9 protein-coding genes are annotated in these 13,272 nt (G+C 44.8%); 1 reads left to right on the forward strand and 8 read right to left on the reverse strand.

The features are described from left to right. Positions 1–55: 55 nt before the first annotated feature. The 5 genes from ACY3LV_RS08840 to mcpB form a co-directional block, all read right to left on the reverse strand. Entirely contained in the window at positions 56–2,125 is a 2,070-nt protein-coding gene (locus tag ACY3LV_RS08840) for a bifunctional aldolase/short-chain dehydrogenase (RefSeq protein WP_464863647.1), read from the reverse strand. A 141-nt stretch (positions 2,126–2,266) separates the two neighbouring features. Beyond that, positions 2,267–4,252 (reverse strand): methyl-accepting chemotaxis protein TlpB, encoded by a 1,986-nt coding sequence (gene tlpB / locus ACY3LV_RS08845; protein WP_148963924.1) that lies wholly within the window; start codon positions 4,250–4,252, stop codon positions 2,267–2,269. A gap of 112 nt (positions 4,253–4,364) precedes the next feature. Next, positions 4,365–6,353 (reverse strand): methyl-accepting chemotaxis protein, encoded by a 1,989-nt coding sequence (gene mcpA, locus ACY3LV_RS08850; RefSeq protein WP_464863648.1) that lies wholly within the window; start codon positions 6,351–6,353, stop codon positions 4,365–4,367. A 112-nt stretch (positions 6,354–6,465) separates the two neighbouring features. Next, positions 6,466–8,463 (reverse strand): methyl-accepting chemotaxis protein TlpB, encoded by a 1,998-nt coding sequence (gene tlpB / locus ACY3LV_RS08855; RefSeq protein WP_464863649.1) that lies wholly within the window; start codon positions 8,461–8,463, stop codon positions 6,466–6,468. A 177-nt stretch (positions 8,464–8,640) separates the two neighbouring features. Beyond that, the gene (gene mcpB, locus ACY3LV_RS08860; protein WP_464863650.1) at positions 8,641–10,629 is read right to left on the reverse strand and encodes a methyl-accepting chemotaxis protein McpB; all 1,989 of its coding nucleotides are present in this window, start codon (positions 10,627–10,629) and stop codon (positions 8,641–8,643) included. A 157-nt stretch (positions 10,630–10,786) separates the two neighbouring features. Here mcpB and ACY3LV_RS08865 point away from each other — a divergent pair, with 157 nt between their 5' ends. Further along, entirely contained in the window at positions 10,787–11,524 is a 738-nt protein-coding gene (locus ACY3LV_RS08865) for a protein-glutamine gamma-glutamyltransferase (protein WP_464863651.1), read from the forward strand. 13 nt (positions 11,525–11,537) lie between these two features. Here ACY3LV_RS08865 and ACY3LV_RS08870 read toward each other — a convergent pair whose 3' ends face one another. From ACY3LV_RS08870 to ACY3LV_RS08880, 3 genes are read right to left on the reverse strand one after another with little or no spacing between them, the layout of a single operon-like run. After that, positions 11,538–11,792 (reverse strand): hypothetical protein, encoded by a 255-nt coding sequence (locus ACY3LV_RS08870; RefSeq protein WP_148963929.1) that lies wholly within the window; start codon positions 11,790–11,792, stop codon positions 11,538–11,540. A 24-nt stretch (positions 11,793–11,816) separates the two neighbouring features. Then, positions 11,817–12,848, reverse strand: coding sequence for a nitronate monooxygenase (locus tag ACY3LV_RS08875; protein ID WP_464863652.1), 1,032 nt, complete (start codon positions 12,846–12,848; stop codon positions 11,817–11,819). A gap of 13 nt (positions 12,849–12,861) precedes the next feature. Next, entirely contained in the window at positions 12,862–13,260 is a 399-nt protein-coding gene (locus tag ACY3LV_RS08880; protein WP_148963931.1) for a secondary thiamine-phosphate synthase enzyme YjbQ, read from the reverse strand. Positions 13,261–13,272: the final 12 nt, after the last annotated feature.

Below are 13,272 nucleotides of genomic sequence, written 5' to 3' on the forward strand. Positions count from 1 at the left end.
AACGCCCTTCCTTATATCGTAATCCGTCTTATTGTTTTTCTATCATAGCATACTTCTAACGCGTGAACGCAGCAGGGACGCCGCCGTCTACCGTGATCATGCAGCCCGTGGTTTTTCCGGCTTTAGAAGAAGCGAAGAATGCGATGGCTTCGGCAATGTCCTGCGGGTAAATATTGACGAGCAGAGCTGTGCGTTTCCGATAATGTTCCTCAAGCTGCTCTGGTTCAATCCCATACGCCGCGGCCCGTTCCTCCCGCCAGCTTGACCCCCAGATTGCGGATCCTTGAAGAACCGCATCAGGCAAAACGGAGTTGACCCGAATGCCATATTCTCCGCCTTCTGCTGCGATACACCTTGCCAAATGGGTTTCAAGCGCTTTTACCGAGCTATAGGCAGCGGCGTTTTTGCCCGCATAAACAGAATTTTTTGATCCGACAAACACCATACTTCCGTCTTTTTTTTGCTGTTTCATTTGTTTAAACGCTTCACGTGCCACAAGGAAGTAGCCTGTTCCTAATACATTCATATTAAGATTCCATTCTTTTAAACTTGTTTCGTCAAATGGGCTTGATGTGGCCAGCCCGGCATTATTCACGACGATATCAATTCCGCCGTAAGCAAGAGCCGCTTGTTCAAAGGCTGACCGTACTTCCTCTTCCTTTGTCACATCCATTTTGACAGCCATTGCCCGTCCTTCTCCGTATGCCTCGTTTATTTCCCCGGCAATTTTCTGCGCTCCCTCTATATTAAGGTCAGCGGCAATCACGTGCCCTCCTTCAGCTGCAAAGCGGCGGCATGCTGCACTTCCGATTCCGCCGGCTCCTCCTGTTATCAACGCTACTTTACGGGAAAATTCTGCTTCCGGCGGAGCCAGCGTGAGCTTATATAATTCGAGCGGCCAATATTCGACATGATAGGATTCATTTTCATTCAAAGAAACAAAGTGCCCCAGAGCTGTTGACCCTTTCATAACAGCGATAGCCCTTCGGTATAAAGCACCGCTCACTTTAGACATGGCATAACTTTTCCCCGTATTCACCATTCCGATGCCAGGAATCAATATCACCCGCGGGGCTGATTCGAAGATTTGATCTCCATCCTGCTGATGGCGTGTAAAGTAAGCCTGATAATCTGATGAAAAACGCTCGACTCCTGACTTGATCAGATCCGCCAGCTTATGCACATCTTGAGTTTCCGGATTCCACTCAATGTACAGCGGAACCCGCTTTGTATGAACAAGGTGATCCGGGCATGCCGCACCGATTTGCGAGAGCGCTGGCGCTTGAACACTGTTTACAAATTCTAAGACATCGTCATGATCATCATAGGAAAGGATCATTTTCTTCTCTTCACTTACAGCGCCTCTGATTACAGGCATGATGCCTGCCAAGATTTGTTTTCTTTGATCTTCCGGCAGCGGCTGATATCTTTTGCCTCCGAATATCTCATGTTGATTGACACAGCCATTAATGTACTGCTTGGCTTCTTGGATGATAGATATCGTTTTTTCATAACATTGTTCAGACGTCTCTCCCCAAGTGACTAAGCCGTGTTTCTCCATTAACACAAGCTCAGCGTTGGGATTGTTCGCTACGCCTTCAGCGATCATTTTAGATAAAATAAATCCGGGGCGTACGTATGGCACCCATACAAACCGGTTTCCGTATATGTCTTCAGCGATTTGTTTTCCATTATCAGCGCAGCATATGCTGATAATCGCATCGGGGTGGGTATGGTCAACATGAGTGTATGGCAGAAAAGCGTGTAACAGCGTTTCAATTGAAGGGCGGGGATGTTTGCTGTCTATCATACAATGAGACAAGTAGTCTACCATTTCTTCATCTGACATTTGGTCCCTTTCAATCAGCGGGCGGATGTCATCTAATTTCAAACCGGTAAAGTTATACGCTTTCATTGTGGCCAAATCCGAGCCGCTTCCTTTCACCCACATCACTTCTGTTTCACGGCCTCTGAAATCCTTTTCCGTTGTTTTCATAGACGTATTTCCGCCGCCCCAGTTGCAGACAGTGCGATCGGATCCGATTAGATTGGACCTGTACACCAATTCTTCTACACCTTTCGGCAGCTGTGCAGCATGTTCTGAATCCCATACATGTTTCACCATATTTGATATTCCTCCGTCCCCTTTTATTTGTATCCGTTTTCATTATATATGATCTTTGTTTGCTTTTGAATCATTTTTGTTTATTTTTGTTTTTTAATAAAAAAAGAAAGCAGCTGATGCCGCTTTCTCTTTCCATTATTATCATTCAATTTTAAATTTCTTCGTGATGTCCTGAAGTTCTTCCGCCATGTTTGCCAACGTCTCAGCTGATGAGCTGATTTCTTCCATGGACGCAAGCTGTTCTTCCGCCGAAGCTGCGATGTCTTGAATGCCTGCTGAGCTTTCTTTCGCCACTCCGGAAATGTCTTCAACCGCACTTGACACTTCCTGTGATCCTGCTGACAGCTGTTCAACCGTCGCGTTCAGGTTTTGCAATTCGCCGGAAATTTGGGTTGTCATTTCGTAAATTTGTTTAAAGCTTTCCGCTGTTTGATCAGTAATCTGCAAGCCTTCCTTCACTTCATGATTCACAGATTGGAACATCGACAGCGAAGTGCTGATTTCTCTGACAATCTCTTGAATTAACCCTTCAATTTCCTTGGCGGAGCCTGCTGATTGTACGGCAAGTTTTCTGACCTCTTCCGCAACTACTGAGAAGCCTCTTCCGTATTCACCTGCTCTTGCCGCTTCAATCGCAGCATTTAATGCCAGCAAATTGGTTTGATCAGCAATGCCGTTAATCACATTCAAGATGCTTGTGATGTCTTGCGATTTTGTTTCAAGACCCTTCACAACCGCTTCCGCTTTTTGAACGGATTGGTCGATTGTTTTCATTTGGCCGACTGTATGCTCGACCAGTTTTTCTCCGCTGCCCGCCGCCTCAGAGGACTGTATCGATGACTTCGTAATGGTCGAAGAGGCCTGAGCCACTTTTGAAATCCCGTGGTTCATTTGGGAAAGATGGTCTGAGCTTGTCTCCAGTTTCTCGCTTTGCGCCTCGTTGCCATCTGAGAACTGTTCAATGGCGAGTGTAATATGTTCAGTTGCCTTGCTCGTTTGGGCCGCGCTTGCCGTCAGCTCTTCAGAAGATGATGCCACGTTTTCTACAGACGTTTGAATGACACCAATGACAGAACGCAATGAGGCAGACATTTCGTTAAAGCTTTTGCCAAGCTGCCCAAACTCGTTTTTCGAGTGAATGTCAATGGCTTCTGTCAGATCTCCGCTGCTGATTTTCGCAGATGTTGAGACCAGTTTTCTTAACGGTTTGGTGATGGCACGGATAATAAAGAGAATAAGTATGCCGCCGATCACAATTGATACGCATAGAATAATAACGGCTGTGTTCAGTACCGGACTTGAAGCATCTTGCAATTCACTGACAAAATAGGTGCCCGCAATTTTCCAGCCTGTCAGCTTATTGGTCGTAAACGCCATTTTCTTTTCTTTGCCTTCAAAAGTATATTGAAATGACCCTTTTTCTTTGGAATACACTTCGTTTGTCCAATCGCCGGATCCATTGGTTCCAGGCTTAATCGTTGGGTGGGCGATATATTTTTTGTTTCCTGTTGTGATAAACGCGAAGCCTTCTTTACCGATTTTGATTCTCTGTGAAGCGGATAGCACTTCATCCAGATTTAAATCAAGCGCTATGACCCCTGAACCATCTTTTGTTTGCTTTGAGATGGTAATAACGGTATCCCCTGTCGCTTTGTCAGTATACGGCTCAGAGAAAACAGCCTGTCCTTTTTTTGCAACGGCTTGTTTGTACCAGTCACGCTCTGTCGGATCAAAGCCCTTTGGCACGCCCCCTTCAGGATATTTGTAAAGCTTTTTATTTTCTGAAGCCGCATAGATGGCACCTACATCGGTATTTAATGTTGTATACTGCTCAAATTTCTCATTCAGTGAGGCTTTATTTTTGCCTTGCAATAAATTTTTATCGATCGTCTCACTGTAATAATCAAGTGCTGTTACCTTATGATTCAATTTGTTTTGCAGCGTGCTGTTGAGTTCTTCAACGTTCCCTATTGCACTATTCGCCAGTTCACTGTCTAGTGCGTTCCATGCTGATTGATAACTGAAATATGCTAATACCCCAACCGGCAAGATAAGCACTGCCAGAAACGCAGCGATAAGCGGTTTGCTGATTGATGGCTGTTTGATCCACTGTGTAAATTTTCCCATTCTTGTTGACTCCTCCTTTAAGCTAAAACTAATATCGTCAAACTAGGATAAAAGGTTTAATAAAAAAACTAAAAAAAACACCCAAGCACAGAGACTTGGGTGTTTTGGCTTATTATTCAATTTTGAATCGACTTGTCATATCGCGAAGCTCTTCCGCCATAGACGAAAGGGTTTCTGCTGACGAGCTGATTTCTTCCATCGAAGCAAGCTGCTCTTCGGCTGACGCCGCGATATCTTGGATATGAGCTGAGCTTTCTTTTGAAATCGATGCAATGTGCTCGGACGCTCCCGAGACTTCCTCGGAGCTGGCAGAAAGCTGCTGCACTGTCGCACTCATGTTTTGCAGTTCGCCGGCGATTTGGTTCGTCATTTCAGAAATACGAGTAAAGCTCATTTCTGTTTTATCTGTAATATCCAGACCTGTCTGCACCTCTTGATTGACAGATTGGAACATGCCGAGAGATGTATTGATTTCCTTCACAATTTCGATGATTAATCCTTCAATCTCTTTTGCTGAATCTGCTGACTGAACTGCCAGTTTTCTCACTTCTTCCGCTACAACGGAGAAGCCGCGGCCGTATTCCCCTGCGCGCGCCGCTTCAATCGCTGCGTTTAATGCCAGCAGGTTCGTCTGGTCAGCGATGCCGTTAATCACGCGCAAAATATTGGTGATATCTTTCGATTTCGTTTCCAATCCGCGTACGACTTGTTCGGCTTCTTTAACGGACTTATCAATGACGTTCATTTGGCCGACAGTTTGATGAACAAGTTTGCCGCCTTCGCTTGCGATTTCTGTCGATTGAACAGATGAATCTGTGATGACTTCAGAAGCTTGGGCCATATTTATCAAACCGTCATTCATTTGATAAATGTGCTCTGCTGCCGTTTCAATGTTTTCGTTTTGTTTTTCATTGCCATTAGAAAATTGTTCAATTGCCAATGTAATATGCTCTGTTGCTTTGCTCGTTTGTCCGGCTGAGGCAGTCAGCTCCTCAGAGGAAGCGGCAACGTTATCTACTGAATCCTGGATGGCGTGTATGAGAGAACGAAGTGACGACGCCATATTATTAAAGCTTTTGCCGAGTTCGCCCAATTCATCTTTTGAACGGATATCAATGGTTTCCGTCAAATCTCCCTCGCTGATCCGCTTAGAGGAACCCACAAGCTGTTTCAGAGGCGTTGTAATTGATCGAATGACAAATGTCATGACGATAATCCCTATGATAATAGCTGCAGCCAAGACAATTAAAGCAAGGTGAAGGACGGGCTGGGCTGCCTCATGAATTTCATCCAAATACAAGGTACCCGCGATTTTCCATCCCGTTAACTTGTTTGTGTCAAAGGCCATTTTTTTCTTATCGCCGTCCATGGTGTATTGAAAATCACCTTTATCCGCATTTAGCACTTGATCAAGCCAGTCGCCTTTCAATTCTGTCCCTGAGGTTTCATTAGGATGGGCGACAACCTTTTTGTCCTCTGTCATGATAAATGCGTAGCCTTGTTTGCCAATGTTGACTTTTTTGGTTGTTTTCAGCAGATTTTCAATCGTCATGTTGATTGCGATAACGCCTGAACCATCTTTTGTCTGCTGTGCGATTGTCACAACCATTGTGTTCGTAGAGGCTGTTTTATAAGGATCCGTCACAACAACTTTTCCTTTAGTCGCAACCGCTTTTTTGTACCAGTCACGTTCAACCGGATTATAATCGCTCGGCATCTGCAGATCCGGATAACGGGTAAAGTGACCGTCTTTGTCACTCGTATAAATAGATTCTACATCTTTATTGATTTTGATATACTGTGAGAATTTCTCTTTAATGTTTGCATTGCTTTTTGCATCGTATTTCTTTTTTGTCAGCCATTCGCTGAAGTAAGCGGCGCTGTCTTCTTTTTCTCCGATACTGGTATTGATAATTTCGTTTAACTGCTGTACATTTTCTAATGCGCTCCCCATCATCTGTCTGTCGAGTGAGCTGCTTGCCGTTTGATACGCAATCGCCGCCAATATGACAACCGGTATAATGAGGATCGACAGAAAGGAAACGAGAAGCTTCCGTGTAATTGATCTTTGTTTTATGAGTTGGAGTATTTTTTTCATCATTCATTTCTCCTTTTTTATGCTACCCTTCATATCGGCAGGAATGGGTAAATATATACAGTAAAAAAGAAGAAATTTAACAAAAGTAACTAATCACCCATCATCATATAGTTATTTAGACCTGTTTTCCATCCACCTTAAATCGTTTTGTCAGGTCACGGAGTTCTTCAGACATTCTTTCAAGCGTCTGTGCTGATGAACTGATCTCCTCCATGGATGCCAGCTGTTCCTCGGCTGAAGCGGCGATATCCTGAATGCCGTCTGAGCTTTCTTTAGAAATTGCTGTGATATCATTTGAAGCAGCGGAAATTTCTTGAGCTCCCGCTGACAGCTCCTCAACCGTCGCATTCATGTTTTGCAGTTCGGAAGCCATTTGATTGGTCATGTGCGATATCTGATTGAAGCTTTGTTTTGTTTCCCCCGTCATGACAAGCCCTGTTTCAACTTCTTTGTTTACGGACTGAAGCACGTTCAATGATGTGTGAATTTCTTTTACAATGTCGCTGATCAGCGATTCAATTTCTTTTGCCGAGTCAGCCGACTGTACCGCGAGCTTTCTCACTTCCTCAGCGACGACGGAGAAGCCCAGTCCGTATTCTCCCGCTCTGGCGGCTTCAATGGCGGCATTTAAAGCCAGAAGATTGGTTTGATCCGCAATGCCGTTGATGACACGCAAAATATTCGTGATATCCTTTGATTTGATTTCCAGCCCCTTCACCACTTGTTCCGCTTCTTTTACGGAATGGTCAATCGTATTCATTTGTCCGACTGTTTGCTGTACGAGCGTCTCACCCTTGCTTGATACTTCCGTTGAATCTGCGGATGTTTCTGTCATCACTGCGGCAGCCCGCGCCAGTTCAGCTAATCCGTCGTTCATTTCATTAATTTGTTCGGTTGTCGTCTCGATTCTGTCGCTTTGGCTTTCGCTTCCGTTTGAAAATTGCTCGATGGCCATCGTAATATTTTCAGTTGCCCTGCTAGTCTGGTCGGCGGATGCAGTCAGTTCCTCTGATGATGAAGCAACGTGATCTACCGAGTCTTTGATGCCTTGAATGAGTGAGCGGAGCGAGTAGGCCATATGATTGAAGCTCTGGCTCAGAACGCCAAGTTCATCTTTTGACTTGATTTCAATTGTCTCGGTTAGATCGCCTTTACTTATTTTTTCAGCTGATGCGACAATGTGTCTCAATGGCTTTGTAATGGACCGAATCACAAAATAAATCGCCGTCATTCCAGCTGCGATGGCAATCGCCAGTACGATTGAAGCCATAATCAGAACTCTGCTTGCAGCATCGTGGATCTCGTCCGCATACATCGTGCCGCTGATTTTCCAGCCTGTTGTTTCGCTTGTGGCAAACACCATTTTCTTCTCTTTGCCTTTGTACGTATACTCAAAGTCGCCGCTTTTATTCGTGTAGAGTTTATCAACCCAGTCCCCTTTTAACGCTGTTCCCGCTTTTTCTCCGGAGTAGGCGATGACTTTTTTGTTTTGGCTTAAGATAAAAGCATAGCCTTCTTTTCCAATATTGATTTCTTTCGCTGTTGTGACCAGGTCATCAATTTTCATATCAATGGCAACAACGCCTGATCCATCCTCCGTCTGGCGGGCGATGGTGACGACCATTTTTCCTGATGAAATTGATTCATAAGGTTCAGTGACGATTGTTTTGCCTTTATTGGCTATTGCTTCTTTGTACCAATCTCGTTCCAAAGCATTAAAGTCACTCGGCATGTCTGCGTACGGATAACGAGTGAATTCCCCGTCTTTGCTGCTAGAAAATACCGCAGCGACATTGTCATTCATTTGGATAAATTGTTTAAATTCCTGTTTCAGCTCTGTTTTCTTTTTATCCTTGAACTTATCTGCTGTGGCCCAATCGCTGAAAAACGCAAGGCTTTTTTCAGTCGTGCTGATTTTATCATCAATGATATGATCTAATATTTGAACGTTTTCCTTTGCGCTTTGCGTCATCTGGATATCAAGAGAGGCAACTGCTGATTGATAAGCGCTTACCGAAAGGGCGGTAATAGGAACAATTAAGATCAGCAGGAAAGAAATAATAAGTCTCCTGGCAATTGATGACCTGCGAATCGTAGTGAGTGTTTTTTTCATTTCCTTTTGAACCTTCTTTCAATAATTTACAAATTATATCGGATTAAATTCCTTTATATTACATTGAAAATGAAGGAAAAAGTGAAAAATAGTTCTAAATTCACCGTGTTCACTAGTACTTTTTTATTATTTACCACACAAAAAAACAGCGCCTGAATAAGCGCTGTTTTTCTTCTTTTATTCGATTTTGAATTGCTTTGTCAGATCACGAAGCTCTTCTGCCATCTGCGCTAGAGTGGTCGCTGATGAACTGATTTCTTCCATAGAAGCAAGCTGCTCCTCAGCTGAGGCGGCAATGTCTTGGATGCTTGCCGAGCTTTCTTTCGACACATCGGCAATGCCGCTGACGGCAGTTGAAACATGCTGTGAACGGTCCGACAGCTGTTCGACGGTGGAATTCATCGTCTGCAATTTACCCGCGATTTCGTTTGTCATGCTGAAAATGCTCTGAAAGCTTTCTTTTGTATTGTCTGTGACAACAAGTCCGGACTGCACTTCCTGATTGACCTCTTTAAACATGTGAAGGGAGGTTTCGATTTCTGCTACGATTTCTTGGATCAGCTTTTCGATTTCTTTTGCTGAATCGGCTGATTGAACAGCCAGTTTGCGCACTTCCTCCGCTACGACAGAGAAGCCGCGTCCTGATTCCCCGGCACGCGCCGCTTCAATGGCTGCATTTAATGCCAGCAGGTTTGTTTGGTCAGCGATGCCGTTGATGACTCTCAAAATGCTTGTGATGTCTTTTGATTTTCCTTCTAAGCCTTTGACCACAGCTTCAGCCTGCTGAACCGATTGATTAATCGAGTTCATTTGTCCGACTGTCTGCTGTACAAACTTTTCACCCGTTCCGGCGATTTCTGTTGATTGGATAGACGCCTTTGTAATGTCTGATGATGTTTCTGAGACATGCTGAAGGTCGCCATTCATTAAGTTCAGCTGGTGAGAGCTGGATTCAACCTTTTCGCTTTGCTCCTCGTTTCCGTTTGAGAACTGCTCAATCGCCATTGTGATATGCTCGGTGGCTTTACTTGTCTGTCCGGCAGATGCGGTAAGCTGTTCGGACGATGCGGCCACATTGTTCACCGAGTCTTGAATAGCGCTGATCAGTGAGCGGAGAGATTGTCCCATTTCATTGAAACTTTCCCCAAGCTCTCCAAGCTCATCCTTCGAACGGATGTCGATCGTTTCTGTCAGATCTCCGCTGCTGATCGTTTTTGATGATTGGACGAGACGTTTTAACGGTTTTGTAATCGAACGAACGATAAACAGAATTAAAAACCCGCCTATGGCAATGGAAGCAATCAGCACGATCATGCCTGTGATCAGCACAGATTTTGAGGCATCCTTGATTTCATCCATATACATTGTGCCGGCTATTTTCCACCCAGTCAGTTCATTTGTTGTATAGGTCATCTTTTTATCTTCGTTATTCAGAGTGTACTTGAAATCACCGCTGTTATCGGCGTACATTTTGGCAACCCAATCGCCTGACAGCTTTTCCCCCGCCTTATGGTTCTGATGGGCGACATAGGTTTTGTTTTTCGTGGCAATGAAAACATAACCTTCTTTGCCGACCTTGATTTGTTTCATCTGTTCTAACAATTTGTCAATGGTGATATCCATGGCGACAACGCCAGATCCGTCCTGCAGCTCCTGGGCAATGGTAATAACCATGCTTCCGTCACTCGCTGCCACGTAAGGATCCGTCACGACAATTTCACCGCCGGCCTTCATCGCATCTTGGTACCAAGGGCGCTGTCTTGGATCGTATCCTTCCGGCAATTTTTCATTGGGCGCTTGGATGTAGGTGCCGTTTTCCGCGCCTCCATAAATTCTGGCTACCCCTTCATTGATAGAGATATATTGTGAAAACTTCGCTTTGAGCTCTTCTTGATTAGTCTTTCCTTTAAATACGGAGCTTTTAAGAGATTCACTAAAAAATGTAACTCCTTTCGCTTTTGCTCCCAGGTCATTTGTAACAGTGGTATTAAATGTATCGACACTGTTTTTCGCATTTCCCATAATTTCCTGATCCAGCTTGCCGCTGGCGCTTCGGTAAGAACTGAATTCCAATATAAGAATAGGGATAATAAGAATCGCAATAAATGACACGATTAATTTTCTTGAGATAGACGGTTTTTTCAGCCAATTGATAAAAGTCTTCATGTCCAGTTTCTCCTTCGGGTTTGATACAGTATATATCGGCTGCTTAAAAAAGTTTTAAAATAAAAATGGAAGAAGTTCTTTTTCAGCTGTCTTCTGTTTTTCGCTTTCATTACCCAAGCCCTTTGCATATCTTATAAAAAACAAGGGGGGGCTAAAGATGATTATTGTATCCGGACAATTGCTCCGTCCCCAAGATATTGAAAACTGGCAGATAGATGAGAAGTTGAATCCGCTGTTAAAAGAGATGCTTGAGACGCCCGTCCAGTTTGATTATCATTCAATTGCCGAACTGATGTTTGAGCTGAACCTGCGGATGAATATCGTTGCAGCGGCAAAAACGCTGCACAAAAGCGGAGCGAAGTTCGCCACTTTTTTAAAAACATACGGAAATACAGCGTATTGGAGGGTTTCACCGGAAGGCGCCTTGGAGCTGAAATATAGAATGCCGCCTTCAAAAGCGATTCGGGACATTGCTGAAAACGGTCCGTTTTACGCGTTTGAATGCGCAACCGCAATTGTTGTTATTTATTATTTGGCCTTGATCGATACAATCGGAGAGGAAAAATTTGATGCCAGCTTTGACAGAATTATTTTATATGACTGGCATTATGAGAAATTGCCGATATACACAGAAACAGGCCATCACTATTTCCTTGGAGATTGTCTGTATTTTAAAAACCCTGAATTTGATCCGCAAAAAGCGCAATGGAGAGGCGAAAATGTGATTTTACTGGAAGAAGATAAATTTTTTGCCCATGGCCTTGGAATCTTAAGCGGCCAGCAAATTATCGAGAAGCTGAATTCTTTTCGAAAAAAAGGAGCCGTACAGTCAGCTTATCTTCTGTCTCAGGCGACGAGACTGGATGTTCCGTCTCTTTACCGCATCGTCCGCTAAAAAGCCCCATCGCCTATTTCCAGGACGATGGGGTTTCAAACGCTTTTCGTTTTCGATAAAAAGGGGCTGTGCCTAAATACTGGTTCGCAGCCCACTCCATTTTTTCAAGGTCGTTTCTTGTCACGATTGGATCTAGACTGCTCCATTTGATAAAGCGGACAAAATAGTAGCCTTTGATAGGGGCCATTGTAACTTTTGAGTGAGGCCAGTCTTCAAATACAAACTCAATTTTCCCTCTTTTTTTATAAGAAGATTGAAGAATGTTCATCATCTGTCACCTCTGTTTATCGAGTTACGTTCGGCAAAGCTCGGCTAACAGTGACTTGACATCAGCGGGCCCGTTAAGCATGCCGACAGATTGCCCGGCCCACAGAGACATGTACCCGGAATCTTTTTCTCTGGCTGCTTGTTTTCTCATCGGCTTTGTTAACGTGTTTTGCAATGGATATGGAAGCGTGTTTGCCTCCTCAGCTTGCTGCTCTTTCATCCATTGATTGACTATCCCCCTTGCAGGCTTACCTGAAAACAATGAGGTGAGGCGCGTGTCTGTTCCCTGCGCTCTTTTTAACTCGCGTCTGTATGTTTCTGATGCTTCGCATTCCTCACACATGAGAAATGGCGTCCCAACCTGTACGCCTTGGGCTCCGAGACAATGAGCGGCTTGAACGCCGCGCCGGTCGGCAATTCCGCCTGCCGCGATAACCGGAACGGAAACGGCATCTGCCGCCTGGGGAATCAGCGACATAAGGCCAAGTGCGGCTTCCCCGCTAACCGGCAGAAAGGAACCGCGATGGCCGCCCGCTTCGCTTCCTTGCAGTACGATGATGTCCATTCCGCGTTCTTCAAGCATGATGGCTTCCTGCGGGACAGTAGCCGTACCAATGAGACAGCAGCCATTTTCCTTTAACGCTTGAATGGTTTCATCCGGCGGAATGCCGAACGTAAATGAACAGGCTCTTACATTGTGTTTGAGAATGATGCTTATTTTTTTATGGAAATCCTCCCATTCTTCTTCCTCTGAAGAAAATGGAGGGGCCTGTTCGGCAAACGGAATTCTGTTTTTCCAGGTTTCAACGCTGTCTTCGCCTGGTTCTTTTCTGCTTTCCGGAACAAACACATTCACCTGAAATGCTCCGTCAGTCAGCTGCTGCATGTCAACGATTTGCTTTTCGAGCATGTCGGAACTGAGATATCCGGATGCCAAGCTGCCAAGCGCGCCTTCATTCGACACAGCAGCTGCCAGGACAGGCGTGACAAGCCCGCCTGCCATCGGTGCCTGGACGACAGGTTTTGTCAGTGATAATGATTTCATCCATTCGGTCATGAAAACCCTCCTGTTACCCCATGATTTTGATATAGCATGTTCGATGGCGAGGGCCATCGAATTCGCAGAAATAGATGCCCTGCCACGTTCCAAGAATCAGCCGCCCATTTTCAATAATGACATGCTGTGAGGCTCCGACCGTACTCGATTTCATGTGCGCAGCTGTATTGCCCTCCATATGGCGGTCCAGCTCGTGTTCCCACGGATACACCTCATCAAACCTTCTGAGCATATCTTTTTTGACGTCTGGATCGGCGTTTTCGTTAATTGTAATGCCCGCTGTCGTATGCGGACAATAAACCAGCGCCGCGCCGCTGGTTACACCAGTTTCTTGCAGAAACGCTTCCGCCTCGCGTGTGATCTCAATCATTTCATCTCGTTTGGTCGTTTTGATTTGCAATGTTTTCAGCATTTGTTTCTCCTT

It is taken from the genome of Bacillus sp. 11C, from assembly GCF_055486375.1.